Annotated in this window: 11 protein-coding genes; 7 read left to right on the forward strand and 4 right to left on the reverse strand. The window is 53.5% G+C overall.

All coding sequences use genetic code 11. The features are described 5' to 3' along the window. Nucleotides 1–986: 986 nt before the first annotated feature. The 6 genes from ascF (at nt 987) to ACQE32_RS17320 (ending at nt 12,603) form a co-directional block, all read left to right on the forward strand. A complete protein-coding gene (ascF, locus tag ACQE32_RS17295) occupies nt 987–2,447 on the forward strand; it encodes a PTS cellobiose/arbutin/salicin transporter subunit IIBC (RefSeq protein WP_427022159.1) in 1,461 nt (486 codons plus the stop codon). 12 nt (nt 2,448–2,459) lie between these two features. Continuing rightward, nucleotides 2,460–3,887: a 6-phospho-beta-glucosidase gene (locus tag ACQE32_RS17300; RefSeq protein ID WP_427022160.1), complete on the forward strand. Its 1,428-nt coding sequence runs from the start codon at nt 2,460–2,462 to the stop codon at nt 3,885–3,887. Nucleotides 3,888–5,150: 1,263 nt separating this feature from the next. After that, complete coding sequence (locus ACQE32_RS17305) at nt 5,151–8,186, forward strand: autotransporter outer membrane beta-barrel domain-containing protein (protein ID WP_427022175.1); 3,036 nt, start codon at nt 5,151–5,153, stop codon at nt 8,184–8,186. Nucleotides 8,187–8,698: 512 nt separating this feature from the next. After that, a complete protein-coding gene (locus tag ACQE32_RS17310) occupies nt 8,699–10,171 on the forward strand; it encodes an OmpA family protein (RefSeq protein ID WP_427022161.1) in 1,473 nt (490 codons plus the stop codon). 15 nt (nt 10,172–10,186) lie between these two features. Then, entirely contained in the window at nt 10,187–11,776 is a 1,590-nt protein-coding gene (locus tag ACQE32_RS17315; RefSeq protein WP_426974766.1) for a hypothetical protein, read from the forward strand. After that, nucleotides 11,773–12,603: a hypothetical protein gene (locus ACQE32_RS17320; RefSeq protein WP_427022162.1), complete on the forward strand. Its 831-nt coding sequence runs from the start codon at nt 11,773–11,775 to the stop codon at nt 12,601–12,603. Before ACQE32_RS17315 ends, ACQE32_RS17320 begins: the two co-directional genes overlap by 4 nt. Before the next feature lie 87 nt (nt 12,604–12,690). On the opposite strand, the gene ACQE32_RS17325 is transcribed toward ACQE32_RS17320, so the two are convergent. The 4 genes from ACQE32_RS17325 to ACQE32_RS17340 form a co-directional block, all read right to left on the reverse strand. After that, complete coding sequence (locus ACQE32_RS17325) at nt 12,691–16,230, reverse strand: AAA domain-containing protein (protein ID WP_427022163.1); 3,540 nt, start codon at nt 16,228–16,230, stop codon at nt 12,691–12,693. Nucleotides 16,231–16,407: 177 nt separating this feature from the next. Beyond that, entirely contained in the window at nt 16,408–17,049 is a 642-nt protein-coding gene (locus tag ACQE32_RS17330) for a response regulator (RefSeq protein WP_085068181.1), read from the reverse strand. A 7-nt stretch (nt 17,050–17,056) separates the two neighbouring features. Further along, nucleotides 17,057–18,568, reverse strand: a complete 1,512-nt coding sequence (locus ACQE32_RS17335; protein ID WP_427022164.1) for a PAS domain-containing sensor histidine kinase — start codon at nt 18,566–18,568, stop codon at nt 17,057–17,059. An 87-nt stretch (nt 18,569–18,655) separates the two neighbouring features. After that, on the reverse strand, nt 18,656–19,195 hold the full coding sequence (locus ACQE32_RS17340; RefSeq protein WP_085068180.1) for an RNA polymerase sigma factor: 540 nt from the start codon (nt 19,193–19,195) through the stop codon (nt 18,656–18,658). Between the two features lie 286 nt (nt 19,196–19,481). Between ACQE32_RS17340 and sctW the strand changes: the two genes are divergently transcribed. Continuing rightward, nucleotides 19,482–20,603, forward strand: a complete 1,122-nt coding sequence (gene sctW / locus ACQE32_RS17345; protein ID WP_427022165.1) for a type III secretion system gatekeeper subunit SctW — start codon at nt 19,482–19,484, stop codon at nt 20,601–20,603. The last annotated feature ends 7 nt before the right edge of the window (nt 20,604–20,610 follow it).

Below are 20,610 nucleotides of genomic sequence, written 5' to 3' on the forward strand. Positions count from 1 at the left end.
CATTCTAAACATTTTTAGCGTGAAGGTTACGGATTATGTTTGGTGGTGGGCTGGGGGTTGCGGGGGCGTCAGCAGCGCGGTTGCGTGGGCTGGGGATGTGGAGGCGTCAGCGGCGCGGTTGCGTGGGCTGGGGGGGTGGGGGTGTCAGCGGCGCGTTGTGTGGGCTGAGAGTTGCGGGGGCGTCAGCGGCGGGCGGCCCGTTCCGTAAAGACGCAAAAAACGTCATCCATGACAGCTCGGCCCGCGCCTTCCCTGGCGCGGGACGCTTTACTCCACGCTCCGCCCGCCGCTTCCCTGACTCCTGAGTCGCCTGCCGCCGCTGATTTAACTGCCGTGCCGTCTGTTGCCGCTTCCCGTACCAGTGAGTCGTCTGTTCGCCGCTGATTTAGATACGGTGCAGCCCGCCGCTTCCCGGACGCCTGAGTTGCCTGTTCGCCGCTAATTTAACTGCCGCGCCGTCTGTTGCTGCTTACCGTAATTGTGAACTGCCTGCCTATTACTGATCTATGGGGGTTTTCAATGGTTAAGTCCCGAAGCGCGGGCCAGTGGGAGTGGGAGGGCCGGGGCCGGGAGGCGGACCTCCCGCGGCCTAAGAAGGCGCGGGCGGAGGCCCCAGGGATGGGTGCATGCCGTGCCGCCGATGGCCCCGGCCCTCCCGCGACCGGCACCGGATCTGTTCCACTCAGCCCCCGCGACCGGCACAGAACCGGTTTCAGACACTCACTCAGTCCTCGCGCCGCAATTCCTGAACAATAAACTGAAAGGAGTCAGCACGATCGTAATCACAAATCCTGAGCGCCAAAAGCGATATCAGTTGATCTTGTTATGACCGATAACCAATCTGATGTGAAACCGGTTACCTATTTTGTTTCAGACCAAATCATAAAGCCTGCTCTGGCTATTATGATTACTCAACTCTTTGAGTAAAAAGAAAAAATCCGTTAACCCTACGGTAAAGGTGCGTCATAACAAGAGGTTTCACAGTCATGTCAAAGAATTACGCGGCAATCTCGCGCACTATAGTCGATGCGATTGGTGGTGGTGATAACGTGGCGGCAGTAACCCACTGCATGACGCGCCTGCGCTTTGTACTTAACGACAACCGCAGCGTCGATGCGGCTACGCTCAAAAAAATCCCTGGCGTCATGGGCGTGGTGCAAAACGATAACCAGTGCCAGGTCATCATCGGCAACACCGTCTCCCAGGCCTATGCTGAAGTATTAAAACTCCTGCCCGCAGGCGCACAGGCGCAACGTCCCGATCCGCAAAAAGGCAAACTCACCTTCAGACGCATCGGTGCCGGGATCCTTGATGCGCTGATCGGCACCATGTCGCCGCTGATCCCGGCAATCATCGGTGGATCGATGGTAAAACTGCTGGCGATGATCCTCGACATGACCGGCATCTTCCCCAAAGGATCCTCCACGCTGGCGATCCTGAACGTCATCGGCGACGGCGCGTTCTTCTTCCTGCCGATCATGGTCGCCGCCTCCGCCGCGATAAAATTCAAAACCAACATATCGCTGGCGATCGCCATTGCCGGTGTGCTGGTGCATCCTAACTTTGTCGACCTGATGGCGAAAGCCGCCCAGGGACAACACGTAGAATTTGCGGGCATAACGGTAACGGCGGTCAAATATACCTACACGGTAATCCCGGCGCTCTGCATGACCTGGATCCTCTCCTACATAGAAAAATGGGTGGATAAAATCACTCCGGCGGTAACGAAAAACTTCCTTAAACCGATGCTGATCGTCCTGATCGCTGCGCCGATCGCCATCATGCTGATCGGACCGCTTGGCATCTGGATCGGTAGCGGCATCTCAGCGATGGTGTACACCATTCATCACTACCTTGGCTGGCTCTCCGTCGCCATCATGGGCGCGCTCTGGCCGTTGCTGGTCATGACCGGCATGCATCGCGTCTTCACGCCAACCATTATTCAGACCATCGCGGAAACCGGCAAAGAGGGGATGGTAATGCCCTCTGAAATCGGCGCTAACCTTTCGCTTGGCGGATCGTCGCTGGCGGTCGCCTGGCGCACCAAAAACCCGGAGCTGCGCCAGACTGCACTGGCTGCTGCTGCCTCGGCGATAGTCGCCGGTATCTCCGAACCGGCGCTGTATGGCGTGGCGGTACGGCTGAAACGCCCCTTAATTGCCAGCTTGATCAGCGGCTTTATCTGCGGCGCGGTCGCTGGTTTTGCCGGACTGGCAAGCCACTCGATGGCAGCACCGGGGCTGTTTACCAGCGTACAGTTCTTTGATCCAACGAATCCCATGAGCATTGTTTGGGTCTTTGCGGTGATGGCGCTGGCGGTGGTGCTTTCCTTCTTTATTACTTTGATTTTGGGCTTTGAGGATATTCCGGTGGAGGAAAAAAGCGAGCAGACAACTGAACAGTCTGCCGCCTGGCCCGCTGCTTCTCAGGCCGTTAAAACGCATTAACAGAGGATGCATATGGAAACTAAATTTCCCGCAGGATTTTTATGGGGCGGCGCGATTGCAGCCAATCAGGCCGAGGGTGCATGGCGTGAAGGCGGTAAAGGAGCGGCAACGGTGGATATGATCCCGCACGGCGCCAATCGTTTGGCGGTGAAGCTGGGTCAGCAGCCACGCTTTGAGTGGCGTGACGATGAATTTTATCCCAGCCACGAGGCGATCGATTTTTATCACCGTTATAAAGAAGATATTGCGCTAATGGCGGAGATGGGATTTAAAGTATTTCGCACCTCCATCGCCTGGAGCCGTATTTATCCGCAGGGCGACGAACTCACGCCAAATGAAGCGGGTATCGCGTTTTATCGCGATCTGTTTAACGAGTGCAAAAAATATAATATCGAGCCGCTGGTGACGCTGTGCCATTTTGATGTACCGATGCATCTGGTAAAAGAATATGGCTCCTGGCGCAGCCGTAAAATGGTGGAGTTTTTTACGCGCTATGCGCGCACCTGTTTTGAAGCGTTTGACGGACTGGTGAAATATTGGCTGACGTTTAATGAGATCAATATTTTGCTGCACAGTCCGTTTTCCGGCGCGGGGCTGGTATTTGCTGAGGGCGAGGATCCCCAGCAGGTAAAATATCAGGCGGCGCATCATGAACTGCTGGCCAGCGCACTGGCAACGAAGATTGCCCATGAGGTGAATCCGCAAAACCAGGTCGGCTGTATGCTGGCGGGCGGCAATTTTTATCCTTATTCCTGTAAGCCAGAGGATGTCTGGGCGGCGCTGGAGAAGGATCGGGAGAATCTGTTTTTTATTGATGTGCAGGCGCGTGGCGCTTATCCGGCGTGGACAAAGCGTATGTTCCGTGAGCAGGGGATCGCTATTGAGATTCAGCCGGGCGACGAGGAGATTCTGAAGAATACGGTCGATTTCGTTTCTTTCAGCTATTACGCTTCGCGCTGCGCCTCGGCGGATATGAATAACGAGAATACCAGTGCGGCGAATATTGTTAAGTCTTTGAAAAATCCGTTTATTGAGGCCAGCGAATGGGGTTGGGGCATCGATCCGCTGGGTCTGCGCATTACCATGAATATGATGTATGACCGTTATCAGAAGCCATTGTTTTTGGTGGAGAACGGGCTGGGCGCGAAAGATGTGGTTAATGCTCAGGGCGAGATTGAGGATGATTACCGCATTAGTTATTTGCGCGAGCATATTCGTGCAATGGCGGAGGCGATCGAGGATGGTATTCCGATTATGGGTTATACCAGTTGGGGCTGTATTGATTTGGTGTCGGCCTCTACGGGTGAGATGAGTAAGCGCTACGGTTTTGTGTATGTTGAGCGTGACGATCGCGGTCAGGGTACGCTGGCACGTACGCGTAAGAAGTCGTTCTGGTGGTATAAGAAAGTGATAGCCAGTAACGGTGCGGATTTAGATTAGTCGCGTTGGCAGGCGTCAGTTTGGTGCTGATTTTGTGCTGATCGTGGGGGCTGAGTGGAACAGGTCTGGTGCCGGTCGCGGGGGCTGAGTGGTTTTCTGAGACCGGTTCTGTGCCGGTCGCGGGAGCTGAGTGGAACAGATCCGGTGCCGGTCGAGGGGGCTGAGTGGTTTTCTGAGACCGGTTCTGTGCCGGTCGCGGGAGGGCCGGGGCCATCGGCGGCACGGCATGCACCCATCCCTGGGGCCTCCGCCCGCGCCTTCTTAGGCCGCGGGAGGTCCGCCTCCCGGCCCCGGCCCTCCCACTCCCTCTGGCCCGCGCTTCGGGACTTAACCATTGAAAACCCCACAAATCAGTAATGAGCAGGCAGCTCACAGCAGCAACAGACGGCGCGGCAGTTAAATTAGCGGTGAACAGGCGACACAATCGTTAAATCAGCGGCGAACAGGCGACTCACTAGTACGGGAAGCGGCAACAGACGGCGCGGTATTTAAATCAGCGGCATCAGGCGACACAGGAGTCAGGGAAGCGGCGGGCGGATCGTGGAGTAAAGCGTCCCGCGCCAGGGAAGGCGCGGGCCGAGCTGTCATGGATGACGTTTTTTGCGTCTTTACGGAACGGGCCGCCCGCCGCTGACGCCCCCGCCCCGTCAGCCCACGCACCCGCGCCGCTGACGCCCCGCCCCGTCAGTCCACGCACCCGAGCCGCTGACGCCTCCGCCCCGTCAGCCCACGCACCCGTGCCGCTGACGCCCCGTAAACCACAGCCCACGCAACCACATGGCTTATAACCAACTTCTTACCCTCTACTTATTTACACACATTAAATTCGTTATTAATTAATCGGCATCAAATAAATAACGCACGTTAAGTAATTAATCTTGGTTCAAATCTCAAAAACAATCCTTTAAGAGAAATCTCACCTTAACCCAATTAATAAACGCTTGATTATTAATTTTGAATTTTTGCAACAATCCCAATCGTAAAATATATGAAAATAATATGAAGAAAGTCACCTTTTTACATCTATATATTTCCTCCTGTTACTGGCAGAAATAAAACTTTTCTGCCAAACCTGATATTCACACCGCACTCCATCAGCGCGGTGCTTCATCTTTTTCAAATTGAAACTTTTAAAAATCCTTATCTCAAAACCAATAACGGACGGTATCTGCAATGGCAAATAAAAGCAGAAGGTTGACTGTGCCTCAGCGCGTGACACGGCCTGAGACAAAAGCAAAACGCGTACGGTTAAGCGCGCTGGCAGTGGCGGTTTGCCTGGGAGCGGTAGGACAGGCAGCAGCGAACAACTATATCGAACAGGGCGTAGCGGGCGATCCAGCCAGCTGGCGCAGCAGCGAATATAACGCCGAGTGGGGACTGGGCGCGATCAACGCTGATAAAGCCTACGCCGCTGGCTACAGTGGCAAAGGCGTCAAAGTCGGCATCTTCGATCAGTCGGTCTATGCCAAACACCCCGAATTCGTCGGTACCGACAAAGTCATCAACCTTGTCACTGAAGGCATACGCGCCTACACCGACCCTTACATTCCGGTAAAAGCCGGCGATGCCTTCCGCTATGACGGCACGCCAAGCGTTGATTCAGATGGGGAACTGGGATCGCACGGCACCCACGTTGCCGGTATCGCCGCCGGCAGCCGTGACGGCGGAGCCATGCACGGCGTCGCTTATGACGCGCAAATTGTCAGTGCGGAAAATGGCGATCCCGGCCCGGAAGATGGCATCATTCTCGGTAACGATGGCGCAGTTTATAAAGCAGGCTGGGATGCGCTCAGAGAAAGCGGCGTGCGCATTATCAACAACAGCTGGGGCATCGGCATCACCGACAAATTTGCCCAGGGCGGCAGCGATCCCGCTTATCCGCACTTCACCGTCAATGATGCGCAAAAACAGTTCGACCAGATCAAACAGATCCTCGGCACCGTGCCCGGCGGCGCTTATCAGGGCGCTATTGAAGTTGCTCGCAGCGGCATCATCACCATCTTCTCCGCCGGCAACGATGACAACCTCAACAACCCCGACGCTATCGCGGGTCTGGCTTACTTTGTACCAGACATCACCCCCACCTGGCTCACCGTCGCCAGCGTCGCGCGCGATCCTGCATCCGCCAACAGCGTGCCTTACACCCTAAGCGGCTTCTCCTCCCGCTGCGGCTACACCGCCAGCTTCTGCGTCTCCGCGCCTGGCTCGCGTATTTACAGCTCGATAATCGAGGGCGACAGCATCGATAACCTCACCACCAGCTACGCCAACTACAGCGGCACCTCCATGGCTTCACCGCATGTATCAGGCAGTGCGGCAGTACTGATGGAACGCTTCCCTTATATGACCGGCGCGCAGATTGCGCAGGTACTGAAAACCACCGCCGTTGATATGGGTGAAGCGGGCATTGATGAACTCTATGGTTGGGGCATGATCGACCTCGGTAAAGCAATTAACGGGCCGGGCATGTTCTACACCGTAGAAGATATCCCTGAAGCGCTGCGCGTGCCGGATCCGGATGGCGTGGCCTATGGCCCAACGCAATTTGTCGCTAACATTCCCGGCATCGGCGCGACGGTAGATGCCGGCACCCCTTATCAGCGCATCTGTAACGAGGCGCAGTGTGATTTTGACGTCTGGTCTAACGACATCTCCGGCCACGGCGGTTTGACCAAAGAGGGCGCAGGATCGCTCTGGCTCACCGGCAGCAACACTTACTCCGGCCCGACGCTGATTAACGCCGGCCTGCTGGCGATTAACGGATCGGTCACTTCTGATGTCACGGTGCAGCAACAGGGCGTGCTGGGGGGATCGGGCAGCACTGGCGCATTAACCGTCGCCAACGGCGGTACCGTTGCGCCAGGTAACTCTATCGGCACGCTTACCGTCAACGGTGATGTTACCTTTGAACAGGGATCGCGCTACGCGGTAGAAGTCGCGCCGGAAGGACGCAGCGACCGCATCGCCAGCACCGGCGCAATCGCCATTAACGGCGGTGAAGTCAGGGTCTCGCTGGAAAACAGCAGCAACCTGCTTAGCCAGAGCGAACTACAAACGCTGACGGGGCGGTATAACATCCTGACCGCAGAGCAGGGCATCAGCGGTCAGTTTGACAGCCTGCTGCCCAACTATGCCTTTACCTTCCTCGGCACCTCCCTCAGCTATCAGGCGAACCAGCTCACGCTGGCGGTCGGACGTAACGATGCCACCTTCGCCAGCGTGGCGGAAACGGCGAATGAGCGTTCGGTTGCGCAGGCGGCGGAAGCGCTGGGCGCAGGCAACCCAGTCTATGAAAGTCTGCTGCTGAGCGGATCGGCTGGCGAAGCGCGTCAGGCGTTCCGTCAGCTCTCGGGTCAGGTGCATGCTGATATCGCCTCGGCGCAGATCAATAACAGTCGCTATCTGCGCGACACGCTCAACGATCGCCTGCGTCAGGCGGAAGGCCTGGCGAATTCGTCACAAATCAAAGCGGATGAGGGCGGCGCATGGGCGAAACTGCTGGGCGCGTGGGATCACGCCTCCGGTGATGCCAACGCCACCGGCTATCAGGCATCCACCTACGGCGTACTGTTGGGGCTGGATTCCGCCTGGGAGGACGATGCGCGCATGGGCGTGGCAACGGGTTACACCCGCACCTCACTGGATGGCGGCTACGGCGCCAGTGCGGATAGCGATAACTACCACCTGGGCGTCTATGGCGGCAAAGCGTATGGCGCGCTGGCGCTGCGTGCTGGTGCAGTCTACTCCTGGCATCGTTTCGATACCTCGCGTTCCGTGAGCTACGGCAGCCAGTACGATCGTGCCAACGCACAGTACAGCGCACGCACCGAGCAGTTCTTTGCCGAAGCGGGTTACAGCATCCCGGCAGGGCTGGTTAACCTCGAACCGTTCGCCAATCTCTCTTACATTAACTTCCAGAACAACCGCATTGCCGAACAGGGCGGCGCGGCGGCGCTGCATGGCGACAAGCAGCACACGGATGCCACCTTCTCAACGCTGGGTCTGCGTTCCGATCTGCAATGGGATGTTAACGGCGGAACATCAATCGCGCTGCGCGGTGAGCTGGGCTGGCAGCATCAGTACGGCGAGCTGGATCGGGGAACCGGGCTGAAGTTCAACGGCAGTAGCGCACCGTTTGTGGTGAACAGCGTCTCTGCTTCGCGCGATGGTGCTGTGATCAAAGCCAGCGCTGAGGTGGCGTTAAACAGCAACTCGCATCTGTCGCTGGGCTACAGCGGCCTGTTATCGGAAAACCATCAGGATAACAGCGTCAACGCGGGCTTTAGCTGGAACTTCTGATCGAATAATCCTGTTAGCGAGGGCCGCAATAGCGGCCTTTTTTATGGTCAGTTGTATGATAAATCCGCCAATGTTGATACTTCTCTGTGTTATCTGAATGCCTTCGAAAATATTTAACGGCAGGGCCTGTTTAATCAACAGGCATAAATTCTGGACAATGATTAGGTGGCCAATAATAATAGGCGCACTTAAAAATAGATAAGTGTTTTTTGCAAGTAAGCTGCTGGATAAGAAAGAATGTTTTTAATAAAGAGCCCGCAGTCTGGCAGAGTTTATCGTCTACTTGCGCTTAATAAGCATAATAATATCCTGATAATTTGGTTTGTTTTAAATAATTGTATCGCAGTCTGTTTTATTGTGCTGTTGGGTTAGGGTTTCGCCCTGTGCGTCTGTGTACAAAAAATAGGCTGATATTAACCAAGGTTTTTACACGTTATATAAAAAATATCGGGACCGATTTTGAAGAAATTAACAAATTTATTTCAGGTATGGATAAGGATTAAGGAGAGAACGTGAAACGCCGTCATCTAAGGAAAGTGGGGTCGCTGACTGCCGTCGCTATGCTGACTTCAAGCTGCGCCAATCTGCATCAGGCTGGACAAAATTATGGTACGGCTATTGGCTGTATTGGCGGAGCGGCATTAGGCGGGGGGATAACTTATCTCGTTACTAAGGATGCGACTAAAGCTGTCGCTGGCGGTCTGGTCGGCGGCATTGCCGGTTGTATGGCTGGCAACGCCTGGCAAAACCGCGAGAAAGCGCTGGCCCAAATTGCGGCTGAAGAGCATATCGTTATTAAAAGCCAGCCACTTCAAACTAAGGAGAAAAGCAGTACAGAAACCGTGGGACTGGTGGCCCAGGTAGAAGACAGCGGTATGTTTGATACGAACAGCGCTCAGCTTTCTGCTAACGGGCTGCGACAGATCAGGAAGATTGCCTCCGTTATGAAACAGGATGACCAAAATGGCGTTGTGTTGATTGTCGGCCATACTGATGCCACCGGAAGCGCCAGCTGGAACCAAAAGCTGTCGGAACAGCGAGCACAAAGCGTTGGTCGTATACTGCAGCAGGCAGGGATCAATCCGCAAAAGCTTTATTTCCAGGGCGCAGGATCGTCTCGTCCGCTGGCAGATAACACAACGTACGACGGACGAGCGGCGAACCGCAGGGTAGAAATCGTTGGTCTGGCAAACGAAGCTTTGCTTCGACAGCGGGTAGAACAGGAAGGCAACAACCTGGCCTATTTACGCTATGGCACTCAGTCCGCCAGTACTCAGCAGTCTAAACGCGCATCAGCGCCCGCAAAACGCCGTACTGTAAACTCCCACAGTGCCAAAAAAGAACCTTCAGTTGCGCCGGTCGCGCAGAGCAGAGGGACCGTTGCATCAACCGGGACGGAAAATAACAAAAATTGGGTAGATTTCGGCGGGCAGGCGGTCAACACGTCAACGCTTCCTTTGGCAGTGAACCTCAAGTCGCGCAGCAGCGGGTTTTCCTTGATTTCGCAGGCAAATGCCAGTGGCGTAATGGGAAGTTGCCTGACTGATAGCGCGCGCGTCGCGGGAGTAGCAAAAAACCTGGCCAGCGGAAAAGCGATCGATGCTCATCAAACCCGGGAATATTTCAACGGTATGAATGGCCGTGCATGGGCCGGACTGGTTAATAACCATCTGGTCACGCTGTCTCCGGTTAAAGTGCTTAAAGATAATGCCGCTGTGGTGGCCGATCCGAAAGTTTATATTACCCGCAATTACCAAAACAGCGGTAATCGTAAAGCTGATGCGCCAATAAGCGCCGTTGCTAATGCATGGGAAGGCGAAGACAGTATCCTTTATCGGGTTTATCTGCCGTCAGAGAAAAAACAGCCGCTTTCATGTATCGATCTGCTGGTGCCTAAAAATGCGACTAAAGCGCAGCAGGGCCAGCTTTTTTATACCAATCACAGCAATGCCTGGGTGGCGAATTACAGTCCGACCCGTAGTTAATCAAGGAAACAAAGAATGGAACTTTTCCAAAGCATCGCCGAGGCGATCTCCCTCTATCGCTATATTTTCTGGCCTTTACTGGCTTTGGCGATCTTAACAGTCGTTTTTATTCGCTGGTGGAACCAGGTTAGCTATTTCTTTCTTAATTTCCTCAGCAGTTTCCCTGTTATCGGTCTTATTGCCCGTCTTTCACGTAGCAATGAGCCTCGCCGCACAGAGTCGGATGGGAAGGCCTGGTATCCTGCTGAGAAAATGCTCTGTGCTAAGTACTGGCGTTATTATGAGTCCTTTAATCACAGCGCCAATTTTTATCATCAGTGCGTCAATTATTTGAACAAAGTGGACGAACGGGGGCGCAAACCGACCGGGCCTTTGCTGTGGTTCTGTAGCGTGGCGTTAGTCTTGCTTGAAGCTTTTATTTTCGCGTTGGTACTGTCGCCCTTTATCGCCAATAACATCTCTGCTAATCAGGCTGAATTTTCCGCCATTGTGATTTCTGTCTTAATCGGCGTGGTGCTGGTGCCAGCGACCCATTTAATGGGCGCAGAGCTGCATAAAAATACGCTGCTGAAAAAGATACGCTATTGGTATAACGATGCGCGTCATGATGGCAATGCTAAAGGATTATCCAAAGCCAACAACGTCTCGCTTGAAACCAGCGATGTTGATGACGAGCAGCCTAATTACATCCAGATGCGTAACCGTGTTAATACTAACGTTGAGGCCAAACCGCAATACTGGGCGACGGCCATTGCGCTGGCGCTGATTATTTTCTTTGCGGTAGGCGCCTATTTTGTTCGCGCAGCCACTATTGATGCGATTGATACGCAGGTGGTAAACGGCTCGCCTTTTAGTCAGCTAAGCGATACGCAAAGTTCGCCGTTTGAGCTGCCTGACGCGGCTATAGCGGATAATGCTAAAGCTGACAGCCAGGCGGCAGACGAGATCAACCACAACCGCGTTTTCGCCTCTAAGCTGACGTTTATTATTCTTTCAGTGATTTTCGTCGGCGTTCAGTTGATTGGTATTCTTATCGGCCTTTACCGCTCTTTTGCCGGTATCGAATCTAAGATGGCGGCGAAATATGTGGGTAACTTCAGTGGATCGGAAGAGTTTACCGCCTGGCACAGCGCTCGCCGCGAGCGAGTCGAGCGCGATGCACAAGAGAAGCTGAGTGCGCTCCAAAACCGTATGCTGATGAAGCGTACAAGTAGCCAGAGCCAACAGCTTAACGAACTGCTGACATTCGATGATTATATCAGCGGGAAAATGCGGAGTAAGGCCCGTGCTGAGCACGCGTTAAATGAAAATCGCAACAGAGATAACGCTCAGACGCAATCCAGCACGGCTCCCGAGCCGGTTATTCAGCAGACGCCTGCCGAATCGGCGCAGAGAGTGGAGCCGTCGACTAATCACAACGCACAGCCACAGGCCGCGCAGCAGAGCGAAAAAGAGCGTCTTGATGCGCTGGGAGAGTTGCTCGGCTTGGATGAAGAAGACCTGGCGCTGATTGCCGAAGATCAGGGGCTCTCTCTGGAAGCATTAGTGAAACGCCAGCGCGTTCAACAATTGCTCAACAAGACAAGGGCGAAGGGGGAGGCATGAAAGGATGGCTTGCGCTAATTTTGCTGGGTATGGCATGCGTAACGCAGGCGGCCGATCGTAATGATATTCCCAGCTGTTATCACTTTCTGAAACAGGATACCGTACGCCCGGATGATAGCGGGCGTGAGCTGATTATTATTATTGATCAAACCGTTAAGGTACCGCTGCCCCTGAAAGAATCAGTCTGGCAGCACGTGCTTCGCTACGTGCAGCCGGGCGATCGCGTTGTACTGTATCAATTCTCTGCACTATTACAGGATAACTATCTGAAGCGGGTTTATGACGGCAAACTGGAAGCGCTGTTTACCGATCAAAAGGCGCGTAACAATATGGGCATGGAGAGCTTGAAAAAGCTGGATGCCTGTTTGCTTCAGCAAAAACATTTTTTTAGCCAGGGCATCGGTAAGTTGATGGCCGCAAGCTTTGCCGCTGACAGCGACAGCGTAGCTAAAAGCGAAATCTTTGGCAGCCTGAAGCGAATTGCTGAAGATTTGAAAAGCGATCCAGCCAGAGAAAAATCTGTTTTGCTGGTATCAGATATGCTGGAAAACAGTGATTTTGTCAGTTTTTACAGTAATAACCACATCCGTTCGATAGTGGCTGAAAAGGAGATGGCAAAAGTGTCTGAACAGAACCTTATTGCTGATTTTAACGGGGCGAAGGTTTATATAGCTGGCGCAGGCCTTATCGATACCGCCGCTAAAAATAATTACCGTTCCGGTAAGGTGATGCAGCAGCTTGAAACATTCTGGCAGCGTTATTTCGAGGCGTCTCATGCGAAGCTGGTTAGCTTCGGTGCACCCGAATTAACGGTAGAGATTAAGTAAGCGCTTTATCCTTCCTGGTAACGCCTCCCGCTTCGGAAGGCGTTACCGGTTGCTTTATTAAACCGCTACAGCCCGTGGTTTATTTCCCTAAGTCGTTTCAGCAGAAAAATCGCTGCGAATACGCTCCTGTAAAGAAGCCAGTTGAATATGAATCTCATCTTTCAGCTCGCCGCTATACAGCACTGATGTTTCGAAATTTTTATACTCTCCCTGACGCTGTGCGCTAGCCCAGTTATAAGAACCGATACAGATAAAATTATTATCCGCCATCAGCAGCTTACTATGCACTTTGTTAACCACGCGCACGGCGATGCCATGTGCTGTCAGCTCCGTACAGCAAGCGCTAAACTGGGTATTTTTCTCTTCATCAAAACGATTGTTTGTAAACGTATTAAAGCGATAGTCCGTGTAGAGTTCGACGCTAATGTCGCGCCCCACGGCCTGTTGCATGGTGCTCAATATCCCACTTTCCCTGAGCCTGAAAAGCGAGACCCAAGGCGAGACAATGACTACCCGTTGCTGCGCCAGCTGTAGGATTTCGGTCAGGCATGCATCATGCGCTTCCGCATTATTAATCACCCGCGGCTCGCGGCAGCTTAATAGCAAGTCAGGACGTGCGCCTACGGAAAAAATTAGCTCGCTGTCGGTGCGACTGGCTAAATATTCGCCAAGTAAATGTCGGGGCGTTCCGCGCGGAGAGGCATCAATAGCCTCCATATCGCCAAAAACAAGAAAGCTATCTTTGGCGCGTGAAACGGCGACATTTAACATTGAACTGTCTTTATCGATAAATCTACCATTACTGTGGCGTGAATAAACCGCAGAGAAAAGAACGATTTTGCGTTCAGCCCCTTGAAGTGCATGCACTGTTCCAACAGTCATTTTCCCCTCGGTGCGTCCGACATCAATACCACGGCTTTTACAGGCTTCAGCGATGAGTCGCTCCTGCGCTTTAAACGGCGTGACAACTCCGACAATATTTTCCAGCTTAGCGCCGTAAAACGCTTCCAGCTCAGCGCGCTTATCTGCCAGCCAGTCGGCAATGGTATTGGCTTCAAGACGGTTAATGCGACTGCCGGCAGGAGGAGATTCGGCCAGACCGTCTATATGCAAATAGCCTAACGCCGGAAAAGGCGGCCGCTTTTCTGCGGCATCGACGCTTCCACGTTTAGGCTCCAGCAAGCCGTGATAGCACAGCTCATTACAGAAGGAGATGAGTTCGTCATAACAGCGTCGATGCTCTCTCAAAAACATACCTGCTTCTGCTTCCGGCAGATAGTGATAACGGCTGGCTTGCTGAGCAATCTGCATTACTGAACCTTCAACAACGGAACGTCCCTGTTGGCAAAGCTCATTGTAGTCAGCGGCGTTAGCTAATAGCTGATGCTGCATCAGATTGCCGATATCAATCACCGGCGACTGGCTGCTAACGGGCTGAATTTGATGCACATCACCGATCACCAGCGCACGCCTGGCCAACGCAAAAGAGGCAGCAGCAACGTCTGGCGCTACCTGTCCCGCTTCATCAATGATCAGCAGATCGATCTCATTGATCAGATATTCATTATTAAAAACGCCTTCGCTCTCAAAGACCTTATAGGTCATATACCCAGGCAGAGAATAAAGCGTTGAAACAATACAGGGCGTCAGGCACATGCGACGCGCCCAGCGGGCACGCACCGCCTTGAGACCCTGCGCATCATTGCCGTTGCGGTTTTTAATCAGCATCTCGCGGTCGTGCTCTTGATAGTCCAGGAGCCAGCGTGCCTCCCAATAATGTACCGCCAGTTGAAACAGGCGAAAGCGTAAAGAAACATCCAGCGCGCGGTCAATTTCATCCCAAGAAGCCGTTGCTGTTTTCTTATTTCTAAAAGGCGCGCTTAGCTGTAGCCATTCCTCTTCCGCCAGCTGATACTGCTTCTGTAAAGTCGCTATTTGACCCAGCTGTTGCTCCAGATATTCGATATTCTTCCGTTGCTTTTTAAGCCAATCTTCCAGTCTGGATTCCAGTCTTTCAGCGGAGTAATCATCAGCCAGCGTACAGGCCAGGGGGGAAAAGTTATTTTTGATAAATTGCTTACGCTTAGCCCTGCGTTTGTTCGCTACGGCAGGGACGACATCCAGTAAGCTCAACAGCAGGGATTCATCTGCACAGAATTTCAGCCAGCCAGTAAGGCTATCTTCAACGCCGATAAGATCTTGCTTATGAGTTAATAGCTCAGCTTGTAAAGCGGCCCGCCTCTTTTCAGGCTCCATCTGCTGACGCTTGAGTTGCAGCGTATCAAAATTTTGCCAGCCCACTTCAAGCTCGGCCATCAATTGATAGCAGGCATTAATTTCCTTCCAAATCTTTTGCTTAACTTGTTTTACCGTTGTCAGGTCCGTGCCTTGCCAAACCGCTTGCGCACGGGTCAAAAAGGCACTTTCCGCGCGGTCTACGTAGTCTTCATTTTCCAGCAGCTTATAAAAGGAGGGAGTGTGATAATGCTTTGCTGCTTCGCCTTCCAGGCTGGGGGCAGGGAAATATCCCCCGTAGCTTTTCATTTCCGGCAGCCAACGGCCACTTAAGGGATCATTATTCTCTTCAAAGTCTTTGCCAAAGGCCTCGATAATATTGGTTACGGCCTGATTATTAGTTGAGGCGGCGATAATCAATGGCGGTTGGGTTTCTTTCCATGCGGCCTCTACCCATAGCGAGGCAACAACAGAGAGGACAAAGGTAGTTTTACCCGTGCCGGGTGGGCCGTTAACGGCCAGGATCTCGCCGGGCTGCATGGTCATAACCTGGGCCAACGCATCGCGCTGGGCAGCGGCAAGAGGAAAACGTGAATTGGAATGCCCTGCGCGGGTCACCAGCTGCGTCAGCGCATTGGCGCAAGGAGAATGCTGCGTGTTGTTTTCAAGCGCGTAGCTTTCCGCCAGCGGCAGCGACTCTTTGCACTCAGCCAGCCAGTCGTAAAGTTTTAAAATCTGGTAGCTTCCGCTGATAGCATCCTCGATTTTTTTAAGATAGCCACCGTTCTGGTTGGTATAGCGCGCTTTAAGCCGTTCTCTGTCGCAGAGCTTGAACAGCTCACGGGCCGAAGCAATATAAAGACTCCAGGGAGACATTTCTTTATCGAAGTCGGGTTGCTTGCTGAAGAGCGCACTGGCTTCCTGCTCGCTATAAATTTGTATCGTTTGCTGATCCAGAAAACGGTCAAGATCCTGAACGGAGGCCAAAGTAAACTTATCGTCATACTGAGGAGAGAGAAGATCGCGCGGGATTTGTGGCTTGCCGGCAGGCAGAAAATGTCCCTCGCGGCTAAGCCAGACTGGGCAGATGACTGGCGTTATTGTCTCAGGGAAACCGGAAGAACTACTTTTGCTGTGCTCATGTTCCTGCTTAACCCGATAAGCCGCAGGGCGCAGCGTAAGCTTGATAAATTTTGTCTCATCAGGAACGTCTTTAAACAGCAGGTTCAGGACATCACTTTCTTTGTCCAGGCAACCTTGCCCGATGATTTCTGCCGGTACTTTTTGGTATTCGCTCAGTGCCTTATGGGTCATTGCGCCACTGCCGCTTTCAGCGTCTGCCAGTGAATTGCGCCAGTAGCGTAGCCATTGCCCGGCTTTTGCTGCACTCATACTTTTCATCCTTGCCTTATGCTTTTTTGACCCTGGCTGGTCTTTAATCAGTTTCGCTTATCATAACGCTAAAGTTTTAGCCCGTCGCTGGCAAGGTGCTTTCTCTTTGCAACGGGTATACCACCAGCTATCAGTAGCATGGTGGGCGCGTACGCTCGTTGATATCTATGCCCCGTGTTACTGCACCAAATGATGACTAATCGCATATTTCACAATATCGGCGTTGGTGGTGAACTTCATTTTCTTCATCAGGCGTGACTTATAGGTACTCACGGTTTTATTGCTGATCACCAGCGCATCGGCAATGGCATTTATCGATTCACCATGCGCCAGCATAATCATGATCTGACGCTCGCGCATTGTCAGGTTCTCATGCGGCGGTCGGTCGCCGCTCTGATACTGAGAGAAAATAATCTCCTGCGCCAGCTCATGATCGATATAGCGCGCGCCGCGTGCTACCTGCCGAATCGCGCTCAACAGCGCCTCCGGGTTTTTATCCTTGGTGATATAGCCCAACGCGCCGCAGTACAGCACCCGACGGGCAATCTGCGGTTCGTTATACATGCTCAATACCAGAATACGCAGCGCTGGATACTGCAGGGTAATACGGTTTATGAGATCTTCGCCGCTGATGCCAGGCATGGAAATATCCAGCAGCAGCAGATCGATGCCGCCTTCGCGCAGGCGCTCCAGCACCTGGCCGCCGTCAGCCGCTTCTCCGACGACATCAATGCCGTCATCCAGCAGAAAAATTTGCTTTAATCCCTCACGCATAATGGCGTGATCGTCAGCAATCATCAGGCGTATTGCTTGCGTCATGAGGTGCTCACTTATCAATCTTGTTAAACAGGGCGCGGGAAAGGCTGCGCGGGCGATGCGGAAAGCTCAGCTGTACGCGGGTGCCTTCGCCGGGACGGCTATCGATGCTGACCTCGCCGTTCAGCATCGCGGCCCGCTCCACCATGCCCGGCAGCCCCCAGGCGTTAGGGCGCACATTCTGCATATCAAAGCCTTTGCCATTATCCACCACATCGATCCGCAGCTTATCGCCATCCTGTTTCACAAAGATATACACGCTGCTGGCTTTGGCATGACGTTGCACATTGGTCAGCGACTCCTGCACCACGCGAAAGGCGGCGGTAACGCATTCGTCGCTCAGGCGCAGCTCTTTTCCCTGCGGCGGGATAAAAATGCAGCGGGTGGTATTGTGCTTGTTAAACTCGTCGCGCAGCCACTCCAGCGCCGGCACCAGACCCAAATTCAGCATATTCGGGCGCAGACGGGTAGAGACGTCGCGCACCACCTGAATAGTACTGTCCACCAGTTGCATCAGATGATCCACCTGCTGATGCAGCGCTTCGCCCGCCTCTGGCGACTGCATACGGATCAGCGATAGACCAACGCGCAGCGAGGTCAAATGCTGCCCCAGCTCATCATGAATCTCATGGGCAAGATGCTTGCGCTCCGCCTCGCGCTGGGTTTCCTGATTACGTGCCAGCAGGCGCAGCTGCTGATGTGCTTCACGCAGCTCCTCTTCCGCCAGGCGGATAGCGGTGATATCACGTCCGACGGTCAGCACGCTCTCTAACTCGCCGTGCAGATTGAACTCCGGCACGCTGCGTACGTGCAGAATGCATCGGCGGCTGCCCTGGGTAAGCGTCAGCTCGCCTTCCGCTTCGTTGCCGCTTGCCATACTTTGTGACACCAGCCGCAGCAGCGCCATGCCGGTCTCATTGTGCGGCACCGCTTCGGTCAGCTGCCGGTGATAGATCTCCTGTTCACGCCCTTCAAACCACTTCAGCACCGGTGGGTTAACATACACACAGCGCAGCGCCAGATCGAAACGGGCGATCATATCCGGCGAGTTCTCTACCAGCGCGCGGAACTGTTTCTCGCGCAGCTGCTGAACCGCCTCTTTCTGTTTTACCTCGCGCACGTCGCGCACCACGCACAGCGCATGCGGTTCGCCGCCGTGCAGATAGTGGCTGGAGCTCACCTGAACGGAGATCAGTTCTCCCCGGCTGGGCGTGTGCTGTGAGGTAAAAGTGATCCCTTCCGGGCGCATGGTCAGTTTCCACCATAACGCGGTAACATCATCATCCTGCAATTCATGATCGATAACGGCGAAACTAAGCTGCATTAAGGCATGCGGGGAATAGCCCATTAATTTGCACGCCTTCTCGTTAACATATTTTATCCGCAGAGTACGATCCACTAAATAAATCGCATCATGAATGCGATCCAGCGCGATAGAAGAAAGACTATCGGGCGGCGTCAGCGTAGGATTAAGGCAGTGAGAATAATTCTGCAATAACGCATCTCCATTTTCTGGCATCATTTATCAGCCCTCTGAAATTTCAGCGCCGAGCCAACAGAATAAACTTTCCCGCCGGATTTATCTTATTCGCGTAATGTCAGAATAATCTCAGGCATAAACACGATTTTTTAACGTTTCCCTGGCGCGGGAAAGTCGTGAACGAACGGTGCCCACCGGAATATTAAGCTGCTGCGCCACATCCTGATAGCTGCCGTCATGCCCGACTAAAATTGATAGCATGGTTTTCAGATCGTCCGGCAGGGTTTCGATTGAGGCCAGGGTTGCGCCTAAAACCCGTTCATTTTCCGTGATATCGCTCGGATCGCAGTCGTAATGCATATCGGTAAGAATATCATCATTCAGCGTATCAAATAAAAAGCGACCCTGCTGGGATTTATAATAATTGCGAATCAGATTAATCGCGATACCAAACATCCAGGTTTCCGGGCGTGAAGCGCCGATAAATTTATGGCCGTTACGCAGTACCTCCAGGCAGGTCATCTGCGCAATATCTTCCACATCCTCATGATTCGCCACACGCTTGCGAATGAAATTCAGTAATTTCTTATTATTTTTTTTAAAAACGTCCGTCCAGTCGATAGCAACAGCAGAGACAGTTATTGGCTGGTCGGTATTGATGTCGATCATTTTATTTTCTCCACAGGAATCGGGTGTGATTGCCCATTGGCTATAGCAAGCGCTGTGCCAGGAGAAATAAAACAACTAACAGCTTGTTTTTATTATTCGCTGTTTAATTTACCAGGATATTTCTGAGAAAAAACTGGCAAAAAGCATTTTATTCGCTGTGCCATTTTTTACACAAATTTCGCAGGTTAATTATTTCAAAGCGATAAAATTTTTTTATTTGTGAATTCAGGGAACCCGAACCGCAAAAGCGCCACATAACCGGGGTCAACCTGATGAGGAACGGGCGATGCTGAAGACCCCAACGCTGCCGCTAATGCCGCACCCTTTTAAAGCCCTGATGAAAGCCGCCGACGGCGGCACAGAGAAAAATGCCAGCCGGGTTGCTGAACAATCGGCTGCCGTCAGTGCCAACGATATGAAAGAAGAAGTGGGGCTGATGTTCTCCGAGCGTGCCGAAAGCCAGAAAAAGACCGAGCAGCGCCGTGTGCAGCAGCAGCACCTGCGTCACCGACAAAACGCAGGCAAGGTTGAACTGCATAAGCTTTACGCCATGCTCGACTCCGACGATCGGGCGCGGCGGGAAACCCACCTCGGCCAGCTGCGCGATGCGCTGAAGCGCAAGCCGCCAGCAGATACCGATGAGCTGCTGGCGCAGCTGGATAACGATCCGGCTCGCTGCGATCTGCTGCTGCGCGTGATGGAGCGTGAAGCGCGCGATCAGGGCGATGATGAGCTTTGTCACACCATTAACAACCATCTACAGACGCTGCAAACCCAGCATGGCGAACGCCTGCGCGCCGGTCTGAACACCGCCGCCGCCTTCGCGGAATTTACCGTGCATCCGCAACAGCGCCAGACGCTGCGCAACCTCTATTACGACAGCATTGTTCATCAGCAGTCGGCAATTGCGATGGTCGATCTGCTGCTGGCGCATACCGAACCGCAGCAGTTTGTCTCTGGCCTGCGCACCTTACAGCGGGCGCTGGCAGACGATATCGCCGCGCTGGCTTCTTCCATCAGCACCGGCGCGCTGCGCCATATCCAGACCGGCCTCGCGGAAGCGCGCCAGGTAAGTCATACGCTGGAAGAGAGCCAGAAGCTGCTGGAGCGCATGGCGGGAAAAATGACGCTGCATACCGTCAGCGCGGTGGATCTGACGCGCCGCCTGCTGCATCTCAGCCACCACGGCGCCTGGCAGCAGGATCTCCAGCAGTTAGGCGAAGATGTGGTGGCGCACCCCAGCGCCCGCCAGCTGTCGATGTTCTTTAACGCGGTCCTGCCGCTGGTGCGCAGCCTGCCGCTGGCGTTATGGAAAGTAAAAGATGGGCGAAAAACCGCGCTGGCGCTGCTGGCAAGTCACAGCGCCGCGCTGTTAAAGAATGAACGTAAACAGGCGCGTAACCCCTGAGCGCAAG

Source organism: Pantoea sp. FN0302 (assembly GCF_050113775.1).
GTDB lineage: Bacteria > Pseudomonadota > Gammaproteobacteria > Enterobacterales > Enterobacteriaceae > Mixta > Mixta alhagi.

Coding starts and splice junctions, on each gene's coding strand:
- ACQE32_RS17325 (WP_427022163.1), bottom strand. CDS start 16,230: ATGAGTGCAGCAAAAGCCGGGCAATGGCTACGCTACTGGCGCAATTCA.
- ACQE32_RS17320 (WP_427022162.1), top strand. CDS start 11,773: ATGAAAGGATGGCTTGCGCTAATTTTGCTGGGTATGGCATGCGTAACG.
- ACQE32_RS17315 (WP_426974766.1), top strand. CDS start 10,187: ATGGAACTTTTCCAAAGCATCGCCGAGGCGATCTCCCTCTATCGCTAT.
- ACQE32_RS17330 (WP_085068181.1), bottom strand. CDS start 17,049: ATGACGCAAGCAATACGCCTGATGATTGCTGACGATCACGCCATTATG.
- ACQE32_RS17340 (WP_085068180.1), bottom strand. CDS start 19,195: ATGATCGACATCAATACCGACCAGCCAATAACTGTCTCTGCTGTTGCT.
- ACQE32_RS17335 (WP_427022164.1), bottom strand. CDS start 18,568: ATGATGCCAGAAAATGGAGATGCGTTATTGCAGAATTATTCTCACTGC.
- ascF (WP_427022159.1), top strand. CDS start 987: ATGTCAAAGAATTACGCGGCAATCTCGCGCACTATAGTCGATGCGATT.
- ACQE32_RS17300 (WP_427022160.1), top strand. CDS start 2,460: ATGGAAACTAAATTTCCCGCAGGATTTTTATGGGGCGGCGCGATTGCA.
- sctW (WP_427022165.1), top strand. CDS start 19,482: ATGCTGAAGACCCCAACGCTGCCGCTAATGCCGCACCCTTTTAAAGCC.